15 protein-coding genes, 2 tRNA genes and 2 rRNA genes are annotated in these 25,811 nt (G+C 41.2%); 15 read left to right on the forward strand and 4 right to left on the reverse strand.

What is annotated here, in order from left to right; genetic code table 11:
* Nucleotides 1–20: 20 nt before the first annotated feature.
* Complete coding sequence (locus tag QUE09_RS01055) at nt 21–1,718, reverse strand: RluA family pseudouridine synthase (RefSeq protein WP_286234372.1); 1,698 nt, start codon at nt 1,716–1,718, stop codon at nt 21–23.
* A 350-nt stretch (nt 1,719–2,068) separates the two neighbouring features.
* On the opposite strand from QUE09_RS01055, the gene QUE09_RS01060 reads away from it, so the two are divergent.
* The 5 genes from QUE09_RS01060 to QUE09_RS01080 all read left to right on the forward strand — a co-directional run bounded on the left by QUE09_RS01060 (nt 2,069) and on the right by QUE09_RS01080 (nt 10,495).
* The gene (locus QUE09_RS01060; RefSeq protein WP_286234373.1) at nt 2,069–3,361 is read left to right on the forward strand and encodes a sensor domain-containing diguanylate cyclase; all 1,293 of its coding nucleotides are present in this window, start codon (nt 2,069–2,071) and stop codon (nt 3,359–3,361) included.
* 608 nt (nt 3,362–3,969) lie between these two features.
* On the forward strand, nt 3,970–5,553 hold the full coding sequence (locus QUE09_RS01065; RefSeq protein ID WP_286234374.1) for an alkaline phosphatase: 1,584 nt from the start codon (nt 3,970–3,972) through the stop codon (nt 5,551–5,553).
* Between the two features lie 11 nt (nt 5,554–5,564).
* The gene (locus QUE09_RS01070) at nt 5,565–7,388 is read left to right on the forward strand and encodes an alkaline phosphatase (RefSeq protein ID WP_286234375.1); all 1,824 of its coding nucleotides are present in this window, start codon (nt 5,565–5,567) and stop codon (nt 7,386–7,388) included.
* 80 nt (nt 7,389–7,468) lie between these two features.
* Entirely contained in the window at nt 7,469–8,152 is a 684-nt protein-coding gene (locus QUE09_RS01075; protein ID WP_286234376.1) for a hypothetical protein, read from the forward strand.
* A gap of 174 nt (nt 8,153–8,326) precedes the next feature.
* Nucleotides 8,327–10,495: a TonB-dependent receptor family protein gene (locus QUE09_RS01080; RefSeq protein WP_286234377.1), complete on the forward strand. Its 2,169-nt coding sequence runs from the start codon at nt 8,327–8,329 to the stop codon at nt 10,493–10,495.
* A 388-nt stretch (nt 10,496–10,883) separates the two neighbouring features.
* Here the strand turns inward: QUE09_RS01080 and QUE09_RS01085 are convergent, their stop codons facing one another.
* Nucleotides 10,884–11,849 carry a siroheme synthase gene (locus QUE09_RS01085; RefSeq protein WP_286234378.1) on the reverse strand — a complete coding sequence of 322 codons (966 nt, stop codon included), beginning with the start codon at nt 11,847–11,849 and terminating at the stop codon, nt 10,884–10,886.
* Nucleotides 11,850–11,861: 12 nt separating this feature from the next.
* Entirely contained in the window at nt 11,862–12,611 is a 750-nt protein-coding gene (locus tag QUE09_RS01090) for a substrate-binding periplasmic protein (RefSeq protein WP_286234379.1), read from the reverse strand.
* A 118-nt stretch (nt 12,612–12,729) separates the two neighbouring features.
* Here QUE09_RS01090 and prmA point away from each other — a divergent pair, with 118 nt between their 5' ends.
* The 6 genes from prmA (at nt 12,730) to purD (ending at nt 19,304) form a co-directional block, all read left to right on the forward strand.
* Nucleotides 12,730–13,611 (forward strand): 50S ribosomal protein L11 methyltransferase, encoded by an 882-nt coding sequence (prmA, locus tag QUE09_RS01095; protein ID WP_286234380.1) that lies wholly within the window; start codon nt 12,730–12,732, stop codon nt 13,609–13,611.
* Between the two features lie 201 nt (nt 13,612–13,812).
* Entirely contained in the window at nt 13,813–14,778 is a 966-nt protein-coding gene (gene dusB / locus QUE09_RS01100; RefSeq protein WP_286234381.1) for a tRNA dihydrouridine synthase DusB, read from the forward strand.
* Nucleotides 14,779–14,796: 18 nt separating this feature from the next.
* The gene (fis, locus tag QUE09_RS01105) at nt 14,797–15,084 is read left to right on the forward strand and encodes a DNA-binding transcriptional regulator Fis (protein ID WP_074497022.1); all 288 of its coding nucleotides are present in this window, start codon (nt 14,797–14,799) and stop codon (nt 15,082–15,084) included.
* Between the two features lie 179 nt (nt 15,085–15,263).
* Nucleotides 15,264–16,865, forward strand: coding sequence for a bifunctional phosphoribosylaminoimidazolecarboxamide formyltransferase/IMP cyclohydrolase (gene purH / locus QUE09_RS01110; protein WP_286234382.1), 1,602 nt, complete (start codon nt 15,264–15,266; stop codon nt 16,863–16,865).
* 331 nt (nt 16,866–17,196) lie between these two features.
* Nucleotides 17,197–17,949 carry a class I SAM-dependent methyltransferase gene (locus QUE09_RS01115; RefSeq protein ID WP_286235857.1) on the forward strand — a complete coding sequence of 251 codons (753 nt, stop codon included), beginning with the start codon at nt 17,197–17,199 and terminating at the stop codon, nt 17,947–17,949.
* Between the two features lie 71 nt (nt 17,950–18,020).
* Entirely contained in the window at nt 18,021–19,304 is a 1,284-nt protein-coding gene (purD, locus tag QUE09_RS01120; RefSeq protein ID WP_286234383.1) for a phosphoribosylamine--glycine ligase, read from the forward strand.
* Between the two features lie 31 nt (nt 19,305–19,335).
* On the opposite strand, the gene QUE09_RS01125 is transcribed toward purD, so the two are convergent.
* A complete protein-coding gene (locus QUE09_RS01125) occupies nt 19,336–20,091 on the reverse strand; it encodes a hypothetical protein (RefSeq protein ID WP_286234384.1) in 756 nt (251 codons plus the stop codon).
* A 623-nt stretch (nt 20,092–20,714) separates the two neighbouring features.
* Here QUE09_RS01125 and QUE09_RS01130 point away from each other — a divergent pair.
* The 4 genes from QUE09_RS01130 to QUE09_RS01145 all read left to right on the forward strand — a co-directional run bounded on the left by QUE09_RS01130 (nt 20,715) and on the right by QUE09_RS01145 (nt 25,790).
* Nucleotides 20,715–22,257: ribosomal RNA gene (locus QUE09_RS01130) — 16S ribosomal RNA — on the forward strand.
* Nucleotides 22,258–22,345: 88 nt separating this feature from the next.
* Nucleotides 22,346–22,421, forward strand: a tRNA-Ala gene (locus tag QUE09_RS01135).
* A gap of 28 nt (nt 22,422–22,449) precedes the next feature.
* Nucleotides 22,450–22,526 (forward strand) — tRNA-Ile (locus QUE09_RS01140).
* Between the two features lie 383 nt (nt 22,527–22,909).
* A 23S ribosomal RNA gene (locus QUE09_RS01145) occupies nt 22,910–25,790 on the forward strand.
* The 16S and 23S rRNA genes sit together here with 2 tRNA genes alongside, the layout of an rRNA operon.
* Nucleotides 25,791–25,811 lie beyond the last annotated feature (21 nt).

Genomic DNA, 25,811 nt, shown 5'->3' on the forward strand with positions numbered 1-25,811 from the left:
TTAAGTGACTTAGGAGAAAATCAAAAATTTACGCGTCTTTGAAATGACAATGGCTCTTTAGTGATAGGGTGGTTAAAACTAAGCGTTTCTGCATGCAAATGAAGCCGGTTTGCGAGTGTGCCATAAAGACCATCGCCAGTAATCGGCGTATTTAGTCCATCGGGGTGGGCACAATGTACACGTAGTTGATGTGTACGGCCGGTGATAGGGTATAATTGAATCAGTGTTTTATTATTTAAGCGTTCTAAAACATGCCATTTAGTTTTAGCCACTTTTCCATATTGCCAACATACTTTTTGACGGGGACGGTCATTAATATCAAGAATTAATGGCAAATCTATATTGCCCGACTCCTGTGCAATAACACCATCAACTAAAGCGATATAGCGCTTTTTAACGGTTTTTTCTATAAATTGCTGTTGTATTGATTTATGCGCGCGCTCATTCAAAGCAAGTACTAGTAAGCCTGACGTAGCCATATCTAAGCGGTGAACAATTAATTTTCCTTGGGCGTAGGGAAATTTTGCTTTTATTCTCGTTTCAACGGAATCTTGAATATTTTTACCGGGTACCGAGAGTAATCCGGCTGGTTTGTTTACGACCACAATATGTTGGTCGTGATAAACAATCTCCAATGGTAATTTTTCCGCAGGGTTAGACAATAATGGATTAATATCTACCTCCATGCCTTGCAGCATGTGAGGCAATATTGGTCCACATTTTCCTTGGCAAGCGGGATAAAAATGACCATGTTTGCGAATCTCTGCAGGGTGAGATTTTCCCCACCAAAATTCGGTAAAACATACGGGCACTAATTGCTGTTTAAATGCATATTGCAATAGTTTAGGTGCGGCGCAATCTCCCGTTCCTGCGGGCGGTTTCCCTTGATTTTGTGCAGCAAACAGCTCAAGCACGCCTTTTTTTTCTCCGTTAATATTGTGTAATTGATATTGTTGAAATAATTGTTTTTGCAGTTTATTTGAAAGCTTTTTTCGACGTTTTTTCAATTGCTCAATGATCAATAATTTTTCATTAAGTGTGTCATTTACTTCGGTAATGCGGTGTTGCCACTGTGCTTTTAACGCCTTTAACTCTTTTTTGTGTTCAACGCTTTCTCGTGAAAGCGCAATACTTACGTGCTTCGCTTGTGTAAAAGCTTCAGGAGTGTGCTGTTCTGACCAAGGCGACAGTTTCTCGGCAATGTGCGTTCGTGTTACTTTTCGCTGTTTCTTTGCTTCAACCATTTTTTGCTGTTGAGCGCTGATGGCGCTTTCAGCTTGTTGTTTAATTGCGGCTAATTGTTGCGTTAATGTCGCTAAGGTTGCGCAAGTTGTTAACATTTCAATTTCGTGGTTAAGTTCATTGATAATGGTTTGATGTATAGTGAAGTCACTATTATCAGCAAACCCTTCAAATATATTCGGAACAAAGTGTTGGTTAAATGTTTCTTTTATCTTTGGTGAGGATATTGTGGCACCAGAATATGCACATAAATAACCCAATTCACCATGCTGGTTCTTAACCACTAATACACCATACATTTTTCCTTCTGTTTGCTCAGGAGGGGCAGCATGTATGCTTAGCCATTGCTGTAATTCAGTTGCAGCTTTTTTTGCCCAAGGGTCAGGCTGATAGCAAAAAGGGTAAGTAAACTTAGAGGGTAATGCAGCTAAGTCTGGCAGATCAGCAAAGGGGATCACTAAATTTGGTGTGTTCATTGAGATCATAACTTTGCAACTGCTATTGGTTAGGTGAATGTTAACGAAAAAGAATTTTACGTAAAAAGTAGGTTTAACGCTATGATATCAATATGCATGTCATTTATGTAGTAGGCGCTTTTCATCATATTTATTACAGTCTTATAGCGCTTAAGTTAAGCGAAATCAAAAGCTGAGACGTTAGGATAGGGATAAAATTGTGCGTTATTCATTCTAACCTTGATGGCATTAGTGTTGTTTGTGGATATTAGCTTTAATTGACTAATTGTTTGCTTACCTAACTGGTAATATTAGCTATAATAAAACAATATCATTGTATCTAGCAATGATATTGTTTTAGGTAGTACTCAGTGATAAAAAATAACAAACCATTGTCATCTATTACTCAACAAGTCGCGTTATTATCAGAAGTATTGAATAACGTTGGAGCCTGTATTTTTGCCAAGGATCTTAACGGCAAATACCTTTACGCCAACGATATGGTACTAGAGGTATTTGGCATGCCTTTAGAAAATGTGATTGGTAAAGATGACAGCCACTTTTTCGACTTAAGTATTTCTGATCAGTTAAGGAACAACGATAAAAAAGTACTTACGGAAGGCGTCATCGTTGAACAAGAAGAAACGAATTATATTAAAGCAACGGGTGAAGTTCGCATTTATCATTCGGTAAAAAAACCACTGTTTGATGAAGAAAAACGCATTATAGGATTATGCGGTATTTCAACAGATATTACTGAACAAAAAAGATTAGAAAACCTAGTTAAAAAGCAAAAAGATTTACTGAATATTGTACTCGATAACGTTGATGCACATATCTATATGAAAGACAATCAACGTACCTTTAAGTATGTGAATAGTCGAGTTGCGGCACTATTCGGCTTACCAGTAGAGCAAGTTGTTGGTAAGAAAGAGACTGACATATTGCCAGAAGACGTTGCAGAGCATTTTTACCAGTCGGATAAAAAACTCTTTGAAACAGGTGAGCGACAAACGATTGATGAAACAGTGATTGATGACGAAGGTAATGAACATCATTACCTGAGTGTTAAAATTCCGTTCTACCCTGAAAATGAAGACCCAGTGTTAATAGGTTTTTCAACGGAAGTGACTGAGCTATATAAGTTGAAAGAGCAATTTAGAAAACAGGCAAACACTGATTCTCTTACTGGCTTGTTTAATCGTCGATATTTTGTTGAACATGCTGAACGTGAATTCAAAAGGGCACAACGAAATGGAAAACCATTAACCGTTATTTCAATTGATATTGATCACTTTAAAGATATTAATGATAAGTATGGTCATCCAGTTGGCGATGAAGTGCTGGTTGAGGTAAGTAAGCAGTTACTCCCTAATTTGCGCAGTGAAGATGTGCTTGCGCGAATTGGTGGCGAAGAGTTTGCTATTGTGCTGCCAGATACCGACTTGCAACAAGCCAGTCACATTGCTGAAAGAATTCGCCACCAACAAGATTGCATTCGTATTAAAGGCAATTGGCAAGGTGAATTAAATGTACAAGTGAGTGTTGGTGTAGCCATTAAACTAGACGATGATAGTAACTTTGATGTGTTATTTTCTCGTGCAGACAAAGCATTATATATGGCGAAAAATAATGGACGTAATCAAGTTTTTTGTCACAATTAGCGAATAACCTACGTTGTTCCGTACTTGTTCCAATATCAAAATCAGTTGTATGAGCACTCTTAGGGTCTGTTATTGATAGATAGCTATACCCATTTTTCTCACCCCTTATTTTTAAATGTATTTGTTTATTTTTGCCCTCGAAATTGCATCAATTAGCGGGGTAACGTTGAACTGATTTATCTCTTTATAATCAACCTTATAAATTCTATTGCTTTTAACTTATTTAGCTGCTTGTTATCGATTTAAACTCCCCAATTAGGCAAACAGGCTTGGTAAATTTGCAGAGAATTTGCTTATACGTGACCTTTTTGTGACGGCTGTCTTAATTCTGTCACGCTGCTGTTATCTAAAGTTAACAAGCGAGTCATATTTGTTCCATCGCAATGTCATTTTCCTCTTTTAATATCTGCGCTTTGATGTCAGCGCACATTAATTTGTTTAGCTGAACCCAAAGGGCAGCGTTTTTGTCATTTTTACATCGTTATTGCTTTTTCATGTGGAACAACCACACATTAATCGCAATGCCTTGTCTAAGTACCAATAAACTACTGCAAAAATAAACACAAAAGTTCAACAGACCCTAATAATAATTATTTAAGGAAGGAATTATGAGCTCTAAATGGGTTTCACTTTCAGTTATTCCATCTTTTTTGTTTAGCTCAATAGCATATTCAGATGTTATTCCAAGCATTCAAAAACAGAGTAACTGGTATACACAAGCACAAGCCAAGGTGCTAGATAAAACTAAGTTAACAACAAGTACAAATGCTAAAAATGTGATTTTGTTTGTTGGTGATGGTATGGGTATTTCTACGCTTACAGCTGCACGTATATTGCAAGGGCAGATGGCTGGTAAGTCAGGTGAAGAAGGTTATTTAAGCTTTGAAACTTTTCCTTATTCTGCACAAGTAAAAACGTATAACACAGATGCACAAACCCCTGATTCTGCTGGAACCATGACAGCAATGATGTCAGGCGTCAAAACGGATGCGGGTGTTCTCGGCGTAAATGAAAATATTGAACGTGGTGATTGTGCGAGTGTAAAGGGTAATGAATTGATAACAGCGGTCGAACTTGCTGAAATTAAAGGCATGTCCACGGGTATTCTTTCTACGGCTCGTATTACACATGCAACGCCAGCGGCTGCTTATGCAAAGTCTGCCGATCGTAATTGGGAAGATATCTCGGATATGCCTAACACTGCTGTTGACTTGGGCTGTGAAGACATAGCCTCACAACTGGTGAATTTTGAGAAAAATCTTGAGCAGAGATTTCCAGGTATAGATGTTGATGGCATTGACTTTGCGATGGGTGGTGGTCGCCGTCATTTTCTGCCAAAAGATGAAGCATATAATAGTGCAGACGCTAGAAGTGCAGTAGAAGGTGATCGCACCGATAATCGAGATTTAACTGCTGAATGGCAAACCATGTACCCTAATGGTACTTACGTTATGGACAAAGCAGGTTTTGACGCGATTGATACAGAAACTACTGAGCGTGTCTTTGGTTTATTTAATGAGTCTCATATGAATTATGAAGCCGATAGAGAAAATGATATATCTGGCGAGCCTAGTCTGAGTCAAATGACTGAAAAAGCGATTGACGTGCTAAGTAATAACGATAAAGGTTATTTACTTGTTGTTGAATCGGGTCGAATAGATCATGGTCATCATGCAGGTAGTGCATACAATGCGTTAACCGACACTCTTGAATTTGCTAATGCTGTTCAAAAGGCAATTGACTCAACCAACCCTGAAGAAACCTTGATTCTTGTTACTGCAGATCATAGTCACGTTTTTACCATTGCTGGGTATCCAAAACGTGGTAATCCTATTCTTGGAAAAGTGGTTAATGTTGGTGCTACAGAGCCAGCCCTAGCAGCAGATGGCATGCCATATACAACACTTGGTTATACCAATGGATTAGGTTTTCGTAATTTACAAACGGAAACCGATGCTGATCAAAGTTACAACGACTCGGCCATTGCTGGGCGTCAAGATTTAACGACTGTTGATACGACTACGTCAGGCTTTCATCAAGAAACGACTGTTCCAATGGGATCCGAAACACATGCCGGTGAAGACATTTCACTTCATGCTCACGGGCCTGGAGCACATTTTGCTCAAGGAGTTGTGGAGCAAAGCATCGTTTTTCACATCATTAATAAATCACTTGGCTTAATTGGCAACTAGGGGAACTGACAATGAAAAGGTTAACATATATATCTCTATCTATTGCTGTAGCACTCGTTGGTTGTGATGGTGACGATGGCAAAGACGGTACTAATGGTGTATCGGGTGTAAATGGATTAAATAGTCTTGTAAGCCAAACGTTTGTGCCGGTTGGTCATGAAACATGTAGAAATTCAGGCGTCAGAATTGACTCTGGTATTGATGAAAATGGCAACGGCACACTTGATGATGCTGAAATTGACGCGAGTGAATTTGTTTGTGCGCCTGCGAATACAGACGTAGCTGGCGGTAGCGCAGATACTACCATGAATAATCCGTGGTTTAGTGCTGGTGAGCAACATATTGCTCAAGTCCGAAGTGATAGGGCATCTTTGACCAATGCCGCGGGTAAGGCAAAAAATGTCATTCTATTTGTCGGCGATGGCATGGGAATATCCACAGTTACAGCGGCGCGTATTTTAGCGGGTCAAAAAATGGGTAAAATGGGAGAAGAGCATCAATTAAGTTTTGATAAGTTTCCGTATTCAGGTTTCGCAAAAACATACAATGTTGATGCTCAAACGCCAGATTCTGCAGGTACAATGACGGCAATGATGTCTGGTATTAAAACAGATGTCGGTGTAATTGGTGTAGGGGAAGGTATTAGTCGAGGTAATTGCGACTCAGTATCGGGTAATGAACTTGTTACCGCGCTTGAACTGGCAGAGATTGCAGGGAAGTCTACCGGTGTTATTTCTACTGCTCGAATAACACATGCTACACCTGCTGCTACATATGCAAAATCAGCTGATCGTAACTGGGAAGATAATTCCGATATGCCAGCAGATGAAGCGGCAAAAGGCTGTGAAGATATTGCTTCGCAACTTGTTAATTTTGAAGCTAACCTAGAAGCAAGATTTTCAGGTTTAGATGTTGATGGTATTGAGGTTGTTTTAGGTGGTGGACGCCGTCATTTCTTACCTAAAGACGCTGCTTTTAATAGCGCAGATGCAACGAGCGCCGTTGAAGGTGATCGTACAGACAGCAGAGATCTGACGGCAGAATGGCAAGCAAGTTACCCAACGGGAAATTATGTTATTGACCGTAATGGTTTTAATGCATTAAATGCCGAGACAACAGAAAAAGTTTTTGGTCTGTTTAACGAGTCACACATGCACTACGAAGCAGACAGAGAAAATGACATTGCCGGTGAGCCAAGTCTTAGTGAAATGACAGATAAGGCGATTGATATATTAGATAATAATCAAGACGGTTACTTCTTAATGGTTGAATCAGGGCGTATTGATCATGGCCATCATGCAGGTAATGCTTACAATGCTTTAGAAGATACCATTGAATTTGCCAAAGCTGTGCAATCGGCGGTTGATGCCACTGATCCAGAGGAAACGTTAATCATTGTTACCGCTGATCATAGCCATGTATTCACTATGGCTGGATATCCAAAGCGTGGTAATCCTATCTTAGGTAAAGTGGTTGGCGTAGGCAGTGAAGAGCCTACACTTGCCGCAGATGGTATGCCATACACTACCTTAGGTTATACAAATGGCCTTGGTTTTAAAAATCTAGGTATGGAAACAGACGCTGATGCTGGTTATGCGCACCCTTACGTAAACACGCGTCAAGATTTAACGACTGTTGATACAACGACACCTGGCTTTCATCAAGAAGCGTTAATACCTATGGGCTCAGAAACACATGCAGGTGAGGATGTTGGTGTTTATGCGACAGGACCTGGCGCACATTTAATTACAGGGACTAATGAACAAAGCCTTATTTATCATGTTATTAATCATGCCTCAGATTTGGTTAATAAAGCCGAGGCTGCGTTAAACTAACGTATTAAATAAAGTTGTCATAAAAAGTTGGTATAAGGGGTAATAACATCCTTTTACCAACTTTTTCTATGAGTAACACAATGAAATCGACGCTTCTCATATTCGTTTTATTCTTTAACGTAAATGCAGTATTAGCTGCTGCCTGTAAACAAAACCCTTCGCAATTAATTGCACATTATCGTGTCACGGAAGGTGATTCACAACATCAAAAGTTGACCTTGGCGCGGTTTAACAATCAAGCTGGTCAATTTTATCATGATAAAAACTATGGTGATTGGTGGAGTAAGTCATCAAATTCGCACTTAATGCTAACGCGATATTTTCCTGCCTTTAAAAAAGCAATTGAATACCAACCGAGTGAAATAAAGTTAGAAGCTTCAGAGAACACATGGCAAAAACAATGGCAGATGATATCTGACCAATTTATTGCCAAAATGACGCCACAGCATATTGAAAGTAAAGGATGTTTACGAGTTGAAATGCTGACGCTGAAAGAGCATGACGTTGAATATATCTTGCATTGGTTGCCTATGTTACGTTTAGTTGAACAGTTAGAAGTCGTGTCAAAAGGGCAAGTACTCAAGAGCTGGCAGTTGATAGCACTGAATGATCAACCTGCTGACGTGCAACAATACGTTAAGAATCTATCAACATACCAAACAATTGATTATGCCGATATTGGCGATAATGAAGCTGATCCATTTCTAGCAAAAATGATCCATCAAGGGTTTAAAGCGACAACGTCGACTGAGCATATCCATTAAGGTACTGCTGCAATAACAGCTCATTTTAGTGCTGAATTTCACGCCGATATATCCAATTTTTAAATGTAAGCGTTTTCCTTTATAAAAATAAATGTAAATGATATTGATTCTTATTCTGTTGAGTGTTTTAATTGCGCCAAATTATTATTTGTGACTTGATAAGGGTTTCATCGCGTGAATCTTCAAACTTTAAAACCGGCACACATTGCGTTAGCAATTTCTGCTGCAGTTTCAATAAATGCTCAAGCAAATGACAATAACGATATGGAGCATTTAACTATCTTCGGTAGTGAACATCGAATTAATGATACGCCAGGTAGTGCACATGTATTATCAGAAAAAGAGTTAGAGAAGTTCGATTACAGCGATATTATGCGCACGCTGACATCAGTACCAGGTGTTTATGTATTAGAAGAAGATGGTTACGGTCTTCGTCCAAACATTGGTATGCGCGGGACAGGGCAAAACAGAAGTGAAAAAGTTACCGTTATGGAAGATGGCGTATTAGCGGCGCCAGCCCCCTATGCTTCTCCGGCGGCATATTACTTCCCTACGGCAGGTAGAATGCAATCCATTGAAGTACTAAAAGGTACCTCAAGCGCAATGTATGGCCCACGTACTACAGGTGGTGTTATTAACTTTTTATCTCGTCAGATCCCCCAGGAAGATTTTGCCGGTAAAATTGCGCTAAGTGCTGGTCAAGACGGTTATAGCAAAGTACATGGTTTTGTTGGTGGAACAGGTAAAAATATTGCGTCTGTATTCGAAGTATATCGATATCAAGCGGACGGTTTTAAAGACATCAATCATACAAACAAAGGTACAGGGTTTGTAAAGAATGATGTTATGACGAAGGTATTACTTCGCTCAGATGTTACTGCGGAATTTTATCAAGAGTTAGAAGTAAAATTAAAGTATGCGGATGAAGACTCAGATGAAACTTATATCGGTTTAACGTCGGCAGACTTCAATGCTAATCCTTATCAACGTTACTCTGCTTCTCAGCTAGATAATATGGCGACTGAACATAAGCAACTGCAGGTAAATCACTTAATTCAGCTTTCACCACGTTTTGTTTTAGGGACCTCTGCCTATCATAATGATTTTAGCCGTAACTGGTATAAAACGAGCAAAATTGACGGAAAAAGCCTAGGTAGTGGGGGCGTTGAGATTGCAGCTCAGTTCGATCAAAACGCCGTTACAAATAATGAAATTGCCGTTGATGTAAAAGCAAATAACCGAGATTATTTGTCACAAGGGATCCAAACAGTGCTTGATGCAGATTTTGATGCCCATCAGGTCAAGTTTGGTTTGCGCTATCATGAAGATGAAATGGATCGATTCCAATGGGTAGATAAATATACCTTAAATAGTGCCTATGATATGAGATTAACAAATGCGGGTATTCCGGGTACGGATTCAAACCGCATTGATAGTGCTAAAGCGTTAGCTATATATGTGCATGATGAATATACCCTTGGTGACTTTATTATCAATGCCGGTTTGCGTTATGAAGACATGACAATCGAACGTCATGATTGGGGAAAATCTGACGTAGCGCGCACAGCAGCACCGACACACAAGAAAAATGACGTTGATGTGTTGTTACCTTCTTTAGCGCTAACGTATCGTATTAATGACGAGTTAATCGTATTAGGTGGCGTACAAAAAGGTTTTGCGCCGCCAGCACCAGGTAACGCTGATAGCGAAAATGAAGAAAGTATAAACTATGAGTTCGGTATTCGTTATCGCGATAGTGCATTTAATGGTGAAGCTATCGCGTTTATTTCAGATTATGACAATATGCATGGTAATTGTACCGCGAGTCAAAACTGTGATGATGAAAATATCGGAAATCAATACAATGCTGGCGAAGTATCAGTTTCTGGTATTGAAGTTAAAGCAGGCTATGAATTATCGACGTCTACTTTGACACTGCCTGTTGATATTACTTACACATTAACAGATACCGAGTTTAATACGAGTTTTGATTCTGATTTCTGGGGCGGTGTTGTAAGTGGTGACGAGTTACCTTATGTACCCGAACAGCAACTGCAACTAACGGCTGGTGTTGTTGGTGATAACTGGCGCACTGACTTACTTGTTCGTTACCTTGCTGAAATGCGAACGAATCCGGGTCAGGGCACAATTATTACCGATGAAAAAATAGCGAGCCGTACTATTGTTGATGTGTCTGCAAGTTATAACCTTGATCAACGTCAAACGATCAAATTGAGCGTTGATAACTTATTAGATGAAGAATATATGGCCTCACGTACTCATGGCTCAATAATGGTGGGGAAACCGCGAACGTTAGCCGTAAGTTATCAATATAGCTTTTAAGTATTGATATACCTTTAAAAGGGTTAATGTAAATGTTGAAAAACCTGGTTTTGTTTACCAGGTTTTTTTGTGCCTAATTAAACATAAAAAATGTAAATAAAAATAGTTCTCATTTGTATTGACAAAAAGAAGGTTCATTGCTAATATACAAATCACTTGGTGTTAACCCTTAAATGTTTTTGCTCGCATAGCCAGAGTAAAAATATTAACAGCAAGTGTTTACATTAAAGTCAAAACGACTATTTGCCCTTACTGTATGCGTTTTGAGTCTTTAATGGTTTGATGTACCTACATGGGTACTTCTTTCCGGGAGTACGTGCGTAGTATTGCTCTTCCTGCGTAAACGTATTTTAGCCCTGCTTAATTAAAGCGGGGCTTTTTTTAACTGTTATATACCACAAACCAATTCTTTAACCTTTATTTGGCTCAACGTGAGTGCTGAATTGTGTGGTATGGCTTGATGTCCAGCGAGTAAATAAATAACCTTTTGTCCTTTTTCTGCTAGATCTAAGGCATGTTGTGCGTTAATTAAAATATCAGCATTGATTTCTTGAGGATATTTATCAGCATCGCGTCTTACATATTCGATAAAGGCCGGATTCACCTGCTTATCATAAAACAATGCGTCGGCGAATTGCATTTCTCGATGCGCTGCTAAGGTCAATGTATCTGGATTACCAACAAGTGTATGAATAAATACGATTTCACCCTTAGGTGGTAATACTTCTGTTTTTAGCTGCTGTATAAGCTGCGTTTCAGCGTGCTCGGTATTATTATCTAATACAGCTTGTCCAATTGGACCTCGTAAAATTACTTCCCAAAATGCTCTGCGATTACGTATGCCTTTAATACGAGCTTTTACATGGTCACGAAATTTCAAACTAAACTTAGCGAGTTTTCCGTAGCCATCAGGCAACGACTTTTCAATTTGTTCGCGTAACATACGCAACAATATGGGAGCGGAACCGGAACTAGAAAGGGCAATTATCATAGGGTCTCTATCAATGATACTTGGCGTGATCCACGTACAAAGTTCTGGCTGATCTACGACATTAACAAGTATGTTTTGCTGTTTTGCATCTAGCGCTACTTGCTGATTAACCTCTTCACAATCCGTTGCAGCGATCACTAGGTTATATTGTTCAATCAAGCCTTGTTGATAGTTGTGTTGGATATGGCTCAGACCTTCAGTGCGAATTAGTCGAGTTACACTCTCATTGCAATGCTCTGACATAACGGTAATGTTACAATTTGCTTTACGTAATAGTTCGATTTTTCGAGCTGCAACGTCACCTCCACCAATAACCAATGCGTTTAGGTGTTTAGCAGTTAGGAATATAGGAAAATACTTCATCGATTCAAGTTATCATAATTGCCATTTTTTTAGGATCTTATCATAACGGCCGTCAGCTTTAATTTTTTCTAAAGCTATAGCAGCCTTTTTTACTAATGCAGTATCTGTTGTCTTACTCGCTGCTAAATACATTTCAGAAGCAAAATCAGTGATCTCATAAATGAGCGATATACTTTTGGGGTCTACACCGGCTTTGGTAACTTGAGGTGCCCAAATAATGTTATTAGTGAAGGTCATATCTGTATTGCCGTTTAATAAGTTGCTCCACAAGGCGTTATAAGTTGGGCTAGCATAAACATTTTTGTTTTCGATAAAGCCACGCTTCTTCAAATAACTTTCTGCAAGCGCGTTGCGAGTTACGCCTATTTTATATGCTTTAGCGTCTTCAATAGAATTTAACGTTATATGTTTATTGGCTAAGGAAGCAAGATGGGCACGAATGGTATATATTTTTCCAACCCATTGAAAAAGCGATTCTCTATCGGCACTACGCAACATTGAAAATACGAACACATTTTCAGTATTTTGTGCGATATTAAACGCACGAGCCCATGGCATAAACACGATGTTGGCTTTAATGTTGAGCTCTTTTATTAACTCGTTTATTAATTCAACCATCGCGCCTGAATGGGTAGCATTATGATTATTTATTTGTAGCGGGGGTAAATCTTCGGTAACAAAAGTTATTTCGTTCGCGCCAGTAGATACGCTTATATGAGATAAGACGACGAGTAAGCAATTGAAAATTACTCTGCGAAACATCTTCCTCACCCGAAATATTACCGTATCGATATTATTGCCACCCAATTGCTTAAATAGCAATCAGTTTTTCTGAACTTTAATGCTAAAATACCAATAAATTAGCGTAAAGAGAACAAAAATGCCTTGGATACAACTTAGATTAAGTGCCAATGAAGAAACAGCAGAAAAATACAGTGACTGGTTAATGGCATGTGGTGCTCAGGCAGTTACGTTCATTGATGCCAAAGATACACCGATTTATGAACCTCTGCCGGGCGATGAAGTTACTTATTGGGCGAATACTGTCGTTATGGGCTTATATGATGCTTCCCACGATATGGACGCTGCAATTAACTATATAAAAGGTATTCATCCAGACGGCGAGAAAATGAAATTTAAGTTAGAGCAACTTGAAGACAAAGATTGGGAGCGTGAATGGATGGATAACTTTCATCCGATGAAGTTTGGAGAAAGGTTATGGATCTGTCCAAGCTGGCGAGAAGTTCCAGATCCAGAAGCGGTTAATGTTATGTTAGATCCAGGTTTAGCTTTTGGTACAGGTACTCACCCAACAACGGCGTTGTGTTTAACATGGTTAGATAGCCTTGACCTTAAAGGTAAAACGGTTGTCGATTTTGGCTGTGGTTCCGGAATATTGTCTTTAGCCGCATTAAAACTAGGTGCTAAAGAAGTAATTGGTATTGATATTGATCCACAAGCATTGCAAGCAAGTAAAGAAAATGCGACACGTAATGGCGTAGAAGACCGCCTTTCGTTATATCTGCCTAGTGACCAACCGAGCTTAAAAGCGGATGTTGTTGTTGCAAATATATTAGCAGGCCCTTTGCGTGAACTTGCCCCTGTTATTACCGAATTTTTGGCGAAAGAAGCAAAACTGGCATTGTCTGGTGTTTTAGAAGCGCAAGCCGAAACACTACAAGAAATTTATGGACAATGGTGTCACATGGAGCCAATTGCTATTCAAGATGAGTGGGTAAGGCTTTCAGGTATTAGACGCTAACATTCTGTTATTCATGCGTTAAAAATATGCGCAGCTTTTATCATGCTTTTGATTAAAATCTGCGCACTTCAATATTTTGTCAAAAGTCAATATGAAAATGTTGAAAAAAACTAACATTTGTTCAATTTATATGCTTTTCAATCTCAATAAAAACGCGTAAACTTAGCGCCCTTTTGAAAGGTAGCTCAAAAAAACAACAACGTGAATATTGGTTCTTATCGATTAAATAGTCAAACAATGCTTGCGCCTATGGCTGGTATTACTGATCAACCAATGCGTCAGTTATGTTGTCGAATGGGGGCTGGGTTAGCAGTATCAGAAATGGTTTCAGCTAATCCTAAAGTTTGGAATACCGAGAAGTCTAAACGACGTCTGATTCATTCTGCTGAATCAGGTATTCGCTCCGTTCAAATTGCAGGTTCTGAACCTGAAGAGCTAGCTTTTGCTGCGAAAGTTAATGTTGATAATGGTGCACAAATCATTGATATCAACATGGGCTGTCCAGCAAAGAAGGTGAATAAAAAATTGGCTGGTTCAGCATTGCTGAAAGAACCTGCATTAGTCGAACAAATTGTAAAATCTGTTGTTGATGCGGTTACGGTGCCGGTTACGTTAAAAATTCGCACTGGATGGTGTGAAAATAGTAAAAATGCTGTCGAAATTGCTCAAATCGCAGAGCATAACGGGATTCAATCTTTAGTGGTTCATGGCCGTACACGCAATGACTTCTATAAAGGGGATGCCGAATACGACACCATTAAATCTGTTAAAGAATCTGTAAGTATTCCTGTAGTCGCTAATGGAGACATTACCGATGCAGAAAAAGCAGCGCGTGTACTTACTTATACAGGTGCCGACGCCATAATGATTGGTAGAGGAGCGCAAGGTCGACCTTGGATTTTTCGAGAAATTAATCATTTTCTTGAAACTGGTCAACACATGGCGTCACCGTCGATAGCAGAAATTCGCTCAATTGTGATTGAGCATGTAAAGGAATTACATACGTTTTACGGTGAGTTTATGGGCGTAAGATTTGCGCGTAAACACACCTCTTGGTATACGCAAACGCTAGACCAAGGAAAACAGTTTCGTTCTATATTTAACGCATTAGAAAGTGGTGAAGACCAACTCGATGCGTTGAATAAGTATTTTGATCATTTAAATTAACTTAAGAGTCTGAACTATATGTTTGAACAAAATATTTCATCTCCGTTTGTAACGGGTAACGTACAAACTCAAGCTGAAGCTTCTCCATTACGTACACAAGCCAAAATTGCTATCAGCAACTATCTGTCTCAATTAAATGGCAATGATGTTGATGATATGTACGAATTAGTATTGTCAGAAATTGAAGCTCCAATGTTGGAGGAGGTGATGAAGTATACTCGCGGTAACCAAACACGTGCCGCCAACTTACTTGGCATTAACCGTGGAACTTTACGTAAAAAGTTAAAAAAATACGGTATGAACTAAGAACACGCAGGTTAGCCTGCACTAAAAAAGCACCCTAGGGTGCTTTTTTACTTATAGCCAATGAAGAATGTTTACGGTAACGAAAGCTTTCACTGGTTAAATCAAGATGGATGTATCGCCAAGGACATGTGTCAAAGGCCAGACAAAACAATATTTAATTTAAGGTAACAGAAACAACAATGGATACCCCACGCCCAATTAAACGTGCACTGTTAAGTGTGTCTGATAAAACAGGTATTGTAGATTTTGCTCGAAGCTTAGCGCAAAAAGGTGTTGATATTCTTTCAACCGGCGGTACTGCAAAATTGTTAGCCGACAATGGCATTAAAGTGACCGAAGTTTCAGATCACACTGGCCACCCGGAAATTATGGATGGTCGTGTAAAAACACTTCACCCAAAAATTCACGGTGGCATTTTAGCCCGTCGCGGTACTGATGAAACAGTGATGGCAGATAACAATATCGCAGCAATAGACATGGTCGTTGTAAACTTATATCCATTTGCAAACACTGTTGCTAAAGAAGGTTGTTCATTAGAAGACGCAATTGAAAACATTGATATTGGCGGACCAACTATGGTGCGTGCAGCGGCTAAAAACCATAAAGACGTGACTATCATTGTAAATGCGGGTGATTATGATCGCGTTTTAGCAGAAATGGATGCTAATGACGATTCTTTAACCTATAAAACACGTTTTGATTTAGCAATTGCTGCCTACGAGCACACAGCGAGTTACGATGGCATGATAGCTAACTATTTTGGTCAAATGTTGTCAGCACATGGCGAAGAAAACAAAGCTGTTAACTTTGATGAAAAGAACAAGTTTCCGCGTACTTTTAATAGCCAATTTATCAAAAAGCAAGATTTACGTTATGGTGAGAACTCTCATCAAGACGCTGCTTTCTACGTTGAAGCAAATCCAGAAGAAGCATCAGTCTCAACTGCAACACAGTTACAAGGTAAGGCATTATCGTACAACAATATCGCAGATACAGACGCTGCATTGGAGTGCGTAAAAGAATTTGAAGAGCCAGCGTGTGTTATTGTCAAACATGCTAACCCATGTGGCGTTGCAATAGGTGATAACATTTTAACTGCCTACGATATGGCATTTAAGACCGATCCTACTTCTGCATTTGGCGGCATTATTGCTTTTAACCGCGAATTAGACGCAGATACAGCTGAAGCGATCGTATCTCGTCAGTTTGTTGAAGTTATAATTGCACCAGCTGTGTCTGAAGCAGCTGCGCAAATTGTTGCTGCTAAGCCTAATGTACGTTTACTCGAATGTGGTCAATGGAGCACTCAAACCACAGGTTTAGATTACAAACGTGTTAACGGCGGTTTGTTGTTACAAGATCGAGATCAAGGCCGTGTTAATGATAATGATTTAAGAGTTGTGACTAAACGTCAACCAACAGAAGATGAAATGCGTGATCTAAAATTCTGCTGGAAAGTGGCTAAATTTGTTAAATCAAATGCGATTGTATACGTTAAAAATAGTATGACAATTGGTGTTGGTGCTGGCCAAATGAGTCGCGTATACTCTGCTAAAGTCGCGGGAATTAAAGCCGCTGATGAAAACTTAGAAGTTAAAGGCTCTGTAATGGCATCTGATGCATTCTTTCCATTTCGTGATGGTTTAGATGCAGCTGCTGAGGCGGGCATTACTGCGGTAATTCAGCCAGGTGGTTCAATGCGTGACGATGAGGTTATAGCAGCAGCAGATGAACACGGAATAGCGATGGTATTTACTGGTATGCGTCACTTCCGTCATTAATGAGTACTTACTTTAGTTGATGTAATTCAATACCGTAATACCACTTTATGAAGGTATTAGGGTCTATTGTAATTGCATCAGCTATCGTTACTCAAATTATCCGTTTTGAGACGCTAAAAATTTGTTTTGGCGTTTTTTTTAAGTTTTTTTATCAGGTTTGAATATTGTTTTCGCATATTTCGTTCTTATATTTTGATATAAACACCATTAGGTCATTCAGAGGAAGAAGAAAATGAAAAGAATAAGAAACAAGTTAATTAGCGCCGTTATTGGTTCTGCCACATTACTGGGCGGTAATACAGCATTTGCTGAAGATACGTCAGCTGAAATAATGTTAATGCAAGCAAAAGAAGAGTCTGCACTTGCTAAAGCAATTGAGGCTAAGCATCGCAGTGAATCAAATAAAATGCGAGATCAATATCGAAATCCAATGGAAACGTTAGCATTTTTTGGCTTCAAGCCGGATATGACAGTTGTAGAGATTGCACCCGGAGGTGGTTGGTATACTGAAATTTTAGCCCCTGCATTAAAAGACAAAGGGATGCTTTACGGCGCACATTACCCTGATACGGGTGGTGATGATTATTACAGTAAATCTCGCCAAAAACTTGAAAAAAAGCTTGCTGGAAACGATGTCTATAGCAAGGTTAAATTAACCAATTTTACGCCTAAGAAACCAAGTGAACTTGCGCCCGAGGGAAGTGCTGATCTCGTTTTAACATTTCGAAACTTACATAACTGGGGAGAAGAAGGCGTTGCACAGGTCTTTAAAGATGCCTACAAAGCGCTTAAGCCTGGAGGAGTGTTAGGTGTGGTTGAGCATAGAATGCCAGAAACTCAAACGTGGCCTGACGACAAACGCAATGGTTATTTTCCAGAAGAATTAGCAGTAGACTTAGCCACAGCAGCTGGTTTTACACTTGCTGCCAAAAGTGAAATAAATGCAAACCCGAAAGATACTGCAGATCATCCTAAAGGTGTTTGGACACTCCCTCCGTCGTTACAATTAAAAGAAAAAGACAAAGAAAAATATTTAGCAATTGGTGAAAGTGATCGAATGACACTTAAATTTGTAAAGCCATAATTGCGAGCTTTTAGCAATCAGAAAGAGTGACTTGTCGCTCTTTCTTTTTAACAATATTAGGAATTTTATCAATGAATGTATTAGTTATTGGCAGTGGTGGTCGTGAGCATGCGTTAGCATGGAAAGCGGCACAAGCAAATCGTATAGAAAAAGTATTTGTTGCACCGGGGAATGCGGGCACTGCAATTGAACCAAAGTTAGAAAATGTCGATATTTCGGTAGCAGATATAGATGCATTAGTTAATTTTGCTAAGTCCAATAACGTTAGTTTAACTATTGTCGGCCCAGAACAACCGCTTGTTGACGGTGTTGTCGATGCATTTCAACAACATGGACTCGCAATTTTTGGTCCTAGCGCGAAAGCTGCACAACTTGAAGGTTCAAAAGCATTCACTAAAGACTTTTTAGCGCGTCACCAAATTCCAACGGCAAGTTACGCAAACTTTACTGATATTGAGCCTGCTTTAGCTTATGTACGTGAGCAAGGCGCACCAATTGTTGTTAAAGCTGATGGTCTGGCGGCTGGCAAAGGGGTTATTGTTGCCATGACACTTGATGAGGCTGAAGCAGCGATTAAAGATATGCTCGCGGGTAACGCGTTTGGTGATGCCGGACATCGAGTAGTTATTGAAGAATTTTTAGAAGGTGAAGAAGCCAGCTTTATTGTTATGGTTGACGGTAAAAATATTCTGCCGTTTGCGACAAGCCAAGATCATAAACGTGCTTACGATGGTGATAAGGGTCCAAATACAGGCGGTATGGGGGCTTATTCTCCAGCACCGGTTGTAACACCTGAAATTCATGATCGCATAATGAAGGAAGTTATCGTTCCTACTGTAGAAGGTATGGCGAAAGAAGATGCACCTTACACTGGTTTTTTATATGCAGGTCTAATGATTGCTGAAGATGGTACGCCTAAGGTTATTGAATATAACTGCCGTTTTGGTGATCCAGAAACGCAGCCAATTATGATGCGTTTACAATCAGATCTTGTCGAATTATGTTTAGCGGCTTGTGATGGAAAACTAGATCAGCAAGACATTAGTTTTGATTCACGTGCCGCTGTTGGCGTTGTACTCGCTGCAGCAGGATATCCTAGCAGTTACCCCAAAGGTGACATCATTTCAGGTTTAGATACCAATACTGCTGAAGATCGTAAAACATTCCATGCGGGTACAGCTCTGAAAGATGGTCAAGTCGTGACAGCAGGCGGGCGTGTATTATGTGCAACTGCACTTGGAGAAAATGTAACGACAGCACAAAAAGCTGCGTATGAACTGTTACATCAAATTACGTGGCAGGGGGTAGAGTTTAGAACCGATATTGCCTACCGCGCTATTGCCAGAGAAGTCTAAAGTTTTAAAAAAGGAGCGATTAGCTCCTTTTTTATTGCTCATTTTTAGCAATTTTTAAGTTATCTCTGATGTTCTTATCCATATCACTTTTTTGAATGGCATCAACTATGGCTTGCTCACTCATACCAGCTGCTAAAGCGCTGTCAACTATCTCTTGAGTATAGCGATCATTTAAGCCACTAAATGTCTTCGTTAATACCTGTTGATTGTTCTCAGGTTTGAGTGCCAAAGCACTTTTTATAAAATTAGCTACATTATCAGGCATGATATTTATTGCACTAACAAGGATACTAACGAGCCTATCAGGAAAAGAATTCATGGTTTTATCGACTACAGCATTAGAAAAAAGCGGTTCATTTGTTATAGCCACTCTTAATAAGTTTTCTAAGTCGTCGGGTCTCGCATTGATAACAACATTAATTAATTCACTACTATAAGCGGGCTCTAGTGAAATGGCGTGTTCTAGGAGTGAAGCTGCGGGAGCAACGTTAGATGTCAGCATTGCTTCTAATACACTACATGCTAATACTGGTTCGGCTTTCATTGCGCCGTTCATAATACTGATGTAATCAGCCGGGTATAGCTTTACTGCGGCAGGTACAATTAAATCCACTTTCTCTGGGTATCGAATTAACAGTGATTTGACACTGTTTTCAATTGATACTTGTTGATTAACTTGTTGTTTAATTAAACTGCTAACTAAACGTTCCTGTTTTTCTTTTGCAAAATCCTTTGCACTAACGGTTGTACATAAACAACAAAGTAATACTGTAATTACTTTATTCATCGACTGTACTCTCTAGAAACATAACATTTCTTTTTATTATTCTAACGTTTCGAACGTGTATTTTAGTATTTATCTTCGACGTAATACCGCGAATTTTAATACTTGTGCATTAGTTTAGTTCACATATGCGTCATTAAGTTCAATATTTGTTCAAACAAACAAAATAATGAAAAAAGTACTTGATCCATTTTAGAAGATCTCTACAATGCGCTCCACTTCTCGGGGACAAGCCAAGAAGCGGTTTTGAAGATGTTTTTTATTTCATTGAAGTAAAAAACAGCAACACAAAAAATTATTTAAAAAGTTAAATAAAAAGTGTTGACAACGAAACTGAGATGCGTAAAATGCGCATCCGCTCTCAACGGTAGAGCAGACACTAAGCACGAATGAGATGCCTAGTGAAATCGAAAGATTTAAGTTCTTTAACAATTAGTTATCATGCAATTTGTGTGGGCACTCACAGTGATGATGTTTTACCAGTAACTTAGGTTACAAAAGATGTCTTAGTGAATGTTCATACAAAAACTTATTTAAGTTTTTACTTTTTGTCTAACTTTTTAAAGTAAGTCAAAAAGATGTACAGAATTCATTGAGCAGCATCTTCGGATGCACAAACGATTTTTTAATTGAAGAGTTTGATCATGGCTCAGATTGAACGCTGGCGGCAGGCTTAACACATGCAAGTCGAGCGGAAACGAAGAGTAGCTTGCTACTCTGGCGTCGAGCGGCGGACGGGTGAGTAATGCTTGGGAATATGCCTAGAGGTGGGGGACAACAGTTGGAAACGACTGCTAATACCGCATAATGTCTACGGACCAAAGGGGGGGCTCTTCGGACCTTTCGCCTTTAGATTAGCCCAAGTGAGATTAGCTAGTAGGTAAGGTAATGGCTTACCTAGGCGACGATCTCTAGCTGGTTTGAGAGGATGATCAGCCACACTGGGACTGAGACACGGCCCAGACTCCTACGGGAGGCAGCAGTGGGGAATATTGCACAATGGGGGAAACCCTGATGCAGCCATGCCGCGTGTGTGAAGAAGGCCTTCGGGTTGTAAAGCACTTTCAGTCGTGAGGAAAGGGTGTAAGTTAATACCTTGCATCTGTGACGTTAGCGACAGAAGAAGCACCGGCTAACTCCGTGCCAGCAGCCGCGGTAATACGGAGGGTGCGAGCGTTAATCGGAATTACTGGGCGTAAAGCGTGCGTAGGCGGTTAGTTAAGTCAGATGTGAAATCCCGGAGCTCAACTCCGGAACTGCATTTGAAACTGGCTAACTAGAGTATTGTAGAGGGTGGTGGAATTTCCAGTGTAGCGGTGAAATGCGTAGAGATTGGAAGGAACATCAGTGGCGAAGGCGGCCACCTGGACAAATACTGACGCTGAGGCACGAAAGCGTGGGGAGCGAACAGGATTAGATACCCTGGTAGTCCACGCCGTAAACGATGTCAACTAGCTGTTTGTGTTCTTGAAACGTGAGTAGCGTAGCTAACGCGCTAAGTTGACCGCCTGGGGAGTACGGCCGCAAGGTTAAAACTCAAATGAATTGACGGGGGCCCGCACAAGCGGTGGAGCATGTGGTTTAATTCGATGCAACGCGAAGAACCTTACCATCCCTTGACATCCAGAGAATTTTCTAGAGATAGAATTGTGCCTTCGGGAACTCTGAGACAGGTGCTGCATGGCTGTCGTCAGCTCGTGTTGTGAAATGTTGGGTTAAGTCCCGCAACGAGCGCAACCCCTATCCTTATTTGCCAGCGAGTAGTGTCGGGAACTCTAAGGAGACTGCCGGTGATAAACCGGAGGAAGGTGGGGACGACGTCAAGTCATCATGGCCCTTACGGGATGGGCTACACACGTGCTACAATGGTACATACAGAGGGCAGCAAGACCGCGAGGTGGAGCGAATCCCATAAAGTGTATCGTAGTCCGGATCGGAGTCTGCAACTCGACTCCGTGAAGTCGGAATCGCTAGTAATCGTAGATCAGAATGCTACGGTGAATACGTTCCCGGGCCTTGTACACACCGCCCGTCACACCATGGGAGTGGGTTGCAAAAGAAGTGGCTAGTTTAACCCTCGGGGGGACGGTCACCACTTTGTGATTCATGACTGGGGTGAAGTCGTAACAAGGTAACCCTAGGGGAACCTGGGGTTGGATCACCTCCTTATCTTGAAGTAAGACAGATTATTGTTGAGTGTTCACACAAATTGCATAGATAACGAATATAGAAGAAGTCACCCTGACTAAGTCTAAAAGGGGCTATAGCTCAGCTGGGAGAGCGCCTGCCTTGCACGCAGGAGGTCAGCAGTTCGATCCTGCTTAGCTCCACCACTTTTTACCTAGTGAAGGGACGTGAAATAGGTCTGTAGCTCAGCTGGTTAGAGCGCACCCCTGATAAGGGTGAGGTCGGCAGTTCAAGTCTGCCCAGACCTACCAAATTTTGCGTTATGCTTCGTTACTTCAAAGCTCATTTGCAGATGCAAACATCGCTTTAAAGTGCCTTGCTTAACTGAAATTGATTTTACTTCTTCATAAAGAACGAAAGACCAAATTAAAGGTTACTTTTTAGTGATTTTCAATTTGGTTTTTTTAACCAAGTTTTTAACCGAATGTGTGTTAATGACTACTTCTTTAACAATCTGGAAAGCTGATATTTATATCCCTTAAACATAAAGTTTTATGTTTAAAACCCTTAATAACGTGTCGCGCGTTGTTAAGTGAATTCTAATTCAAGTGCTATTTATAGTACGTGAAAATGTCAGACATACATTTAGTTTGGGTTTTGTCACTCAAACACTTAAGACTACTTAGGGTTGTATGGTTAAGTGACTAAGCGTATATGGTGGATGCCTTGGCAGTTAGAGGCGATGAAGGACGTGTTAATCTGCGATAAGCTGTGTTAAGTCGATAAAAGACGTTATAGACACAGATTTCCGAATGGGGAAACCCACTTGCATAAGCAAGTATCTTTATGTGAATACATAGCATAAAGAGGCGAACCGGGAGAACTGAAACATCTAAGTACCCCGAGGAAAAGAAATCAACCGAGATTTCGTTAGTAGCGGCGAGCGAACGCGAATTAGCCCTTAAGCGGCATGGCGTCAATGGAAGTATCTGGAAAGGTACACGATACAGGGTGATAGTCCCGTACATGAAGACAAAATGTTTGTGAAATCGAGTAGGTCGGCACACGTGAAATGTTGACTGAATATGGGGGGACCATCCTCCAAGGCTAAATACTCCTAACTGACCGATAGTGAACCAGTACCGTGAGGGAAAGGCGAAAAGAACCCCTGTGAGGGGAGTGAAATAGAACCTGAAACCGTATACGTACAAGCAGTGGAAGCCTTCGGGTGACTGCGTACCTTTTGTATAATGGGTCAGCGACTTATATTTAGTAGCAAGGTTAACCGATTAGGGGAGCCGTAGCGAAAGCGAGTGTTAACTGCGCGTTTAGTTGCTAGGTATAGACCCGAAACCCGGCGATCTACCCATGGGCAGGTTGAAGGTTGAGTAACATCAACTGGAGGACCGAACACACGTATGTTGAAAAATGCGGTGATGACCTGTGGGTCGGAGTGAAAGGCTAATCAAGCCGGGAGATAGCTGGTTCTCCCCGAAATCTATTTAGGTAGAGCCTCGGACGAATACCATTGGGGGTAGAGCACTGTTAAGGCTAGGGGGTCATCCCGACTTACCAACCCTTTGCAAACTCCGAATACCAATGAGTACTATCCGGGAGACACACTATGGGTGCTAACGTCCGTAGTGAAGAGGGAAACAACCCAGACCGCCAGCTAAGGTCCCAAAGTCATAGTTAAGTGGGAAACGATGTGGAAAGGCATAGACAGCTAGGAGGTTGGCTTAGAAGCAGCCATCCTTTAAAGAAAGCGTAATAGCTCACTAGTCGAGTCGGTCTGCGCGGAAGATGTAACGGGGCTAAACTATGCACCGAAGCTGCGGATTCAAAATTTATTTTGAGTGGTAGGGGAGCGTTCTGTAAGCCGTTGAAGGTGTGTTGTAAGGCATGCTGGAGGTATCAGAAGTGCGAATGCTGACATGAGTAACGATAATGGGGGTGAAAAACCCCCACGCCGAAAGACCAAGGTTTCCTGTCCCATGTTAATCAGGGCAGGGTAAGTCGGCCCCTAAGGCGAGGCTGAAAAGCGTAGTCGATGGGAAACAGATTAATATTTCTGTACTTCTATATATTGCGAAGGAGGGACGGAGAAGGCTAAACAGGCATGGCGTTGGTAGTCCATGTGAAAGATTGTAGGCTGGAGACTTAGGCAAATCCGGGTCACCACTAGGCTGAGAGTCGAGACGATACTCTACGGAGTAGAAGCTGTTGATGCCCTGCTTCCAGGAAAAGCTTCTAAGCATCAGATATATAGGAACCGTACCCCAAACCGACACAGGTGGTTAGGTAGAGAATACTAAGGCGCTTGAGAGAACTCGGGTGAAGGAACTAGGCAAAATAGTACCGTAACTTCGGGAGAAGGTACGCTGGCTTTGGTGATGGGACTTGCTCCCTAAGCTGAGGTCAGTCGAAGTAACCAGGTGGCTGGAACTGTTTATTAAAAACACAGCACTGTGCAAAATCGAAAGATGACGTATACGGTGTGACGCCTGCCCGGTGCCGGAAGGTTAATTGATTGGGTTAGCTCTGCGAAGCTCATGATCGAAGCCCCGGTAAACGGCGGCCGTAACTATAACGGTCCTAAGGTAGCGAAATTCCTTGTCGGGTAAGTTCCGACCTGCACGAATGGCGTAATCATGGCCACACTGTCTCCACCCGAGACTCAGTGAAATTGAAATTGCGGTTAAGATGCCGTATACCCGCGGCTAGACGGAAAGACCCCGTGAACCTTTACTATAGCTTGACAGTGAACATTGCTCCTACATGTGTAGGATAGGTGGGAGGCTTTGAAGCATGCACGCCAGTGTGTGTGGAGCCAACCTTGAAATACCACCCTTGTATGCGTGATGTTCTAACCTAGGGCCCTTATCGGGCTTGGGGACACTGTCTGGTGGGTAGTTTGACTGGGGCGGTCTCCTCCCAAAGAGTAACGGAGGAGCACGAAGGTTGGCTAAGTACGGTCGGACATCGTACGGTTAGTGCAATGGCATAAGCCAGCTTAACTGCGAGACAGACACGTCGAGCAGGTGCGAAAGCAGGTCATAGTGATCCGGTGGTTCTGTATGGAAGGGCCATCGCTCAACGGATAAAAGGTACTCCGGGGATAACAGGCTGATACCGCCCAAGAGTTCATATCGACGGCGGTGTTTGGCACCTCGATGTCGGCTCATCACATCCTGGGGCTGAAGTCGGTCCCAAGGGTATGGCTGTTCGCCATTTAAAGTGGTACGCGAGCTGGGTTTAGAACGTCGTGAGACAGTTCGGTCCCTATCTGCCGTGGGCGTTTGAGAATTGAAGAGGGCTGCTCCTAGTACGAGAGGACCGGAGTGGACGAACCGCTGGTGTTCGGGTTGTTATGCCAATAGCATTGCCCGGTAGCTACGTTCGGAACTGATAACCGCTGAAAGCATCTAAGCGGGAAACAGGCTTTAAGATGAGTTCTCACTGGAGATTTAATCTCCCTAAAGGGTCGTTGGAGACTACAACGTTGATAGGTCAGGTGTGTAAGTGCTGCGAGGCATTGAGCTAACTGATACTAATTGCCCGTGAGGCTTAACCATACAACACCCAAGTGGTTTTGT

The organism is Thalassotalea sediminis, from assembly GCF_030295915.1.
Taxonomy (GTDB): domain Bacteria; phylum Pseudomonadota; class Gammaproteobacteria; order Enterobacterales; family Alteromonadaceae; genus Thalassotalea_C; species Thalassotalea_C sediminis.

Coding starts and splice junctions, on each gene's coding strand:
- QUE09_RS01065 (WP_286234374.1), top strand. CDS start 3,970: ATGAGCTCTAAATGGGTTTCACTTTCAGTTATTCCATCTTTTTTGTTT.
- purH (WP_286234382.1), top strand. CDS start 15,264: ATGGATACCCCACGCCCAATTAAACGTGCACTGTTAAGTGTGTCTGAT.
- prmA (WP_286234380.1), top strand. CDS start 12,730: ATGCCTTGGATACAACTTAGATTAAGTGCCAATGAAGAAACAGCAGAA.
- QUE09_RS01085 (WP_286234378.1), bottom strand. CDS start 11,849: ATGAAGTATTTTCCTATATTCCTAACTGCTAAACACCTAAACGCATTG.
- purD (WP_286234383.1), top strand. CDS start 18,021: ATGAATGTATTAGTTATTGGCAGTGGTGGTCGTGAGCATGCGTTAGCA.
- QUE09_RS01070 (WP_286234375.1), top strand. CDS start 5,565: ATGAAAAGGTTAACATATATATCTCTATCTATTGCTGTAGCACTCGTT.
- QUE09_RS01090 (WP_286234379.1), bottom strand. CDS start 12,611: ATGTTTCGCAGAGTAATTTTCAATTGCTTACTCGTCGTCTTATCTCAT.
- QUE09_RS01075 (WP_286234376.1), top strand. CDS start 7,469: ATGAAATCGACGCTTCTCATATTCGTTTTATTCTTTAACGTAAATGCA.
- QUE09_RS01055 (WP_286234372.1), bottom strand. CDS start 1,718: ATGAACACACCAAATTTAGTGATCCCCTTTGCTGATCTGCCAGACTTA.
- QUE09_RS01125 (WP_286234384.1), bottom strand. CDS start 20,091: ATGAATAAAGTAATTACAGTATTACTTTGTTGTTTATGTACAACCGTT.
- fis (WP_074497022.1), top strand. CDS start 14,797: ATGTTTGAACAAAATATTTCATCTCCGTTTGTAACGGGTAACGTACAA.
- QUE09_RS01115 (WP_286235857.1), top strand. CDS start 17,197: ATGTTAATGCAAGCAAAAGAAGAGTCTGCACTTGCTAAAGCAATTGAG.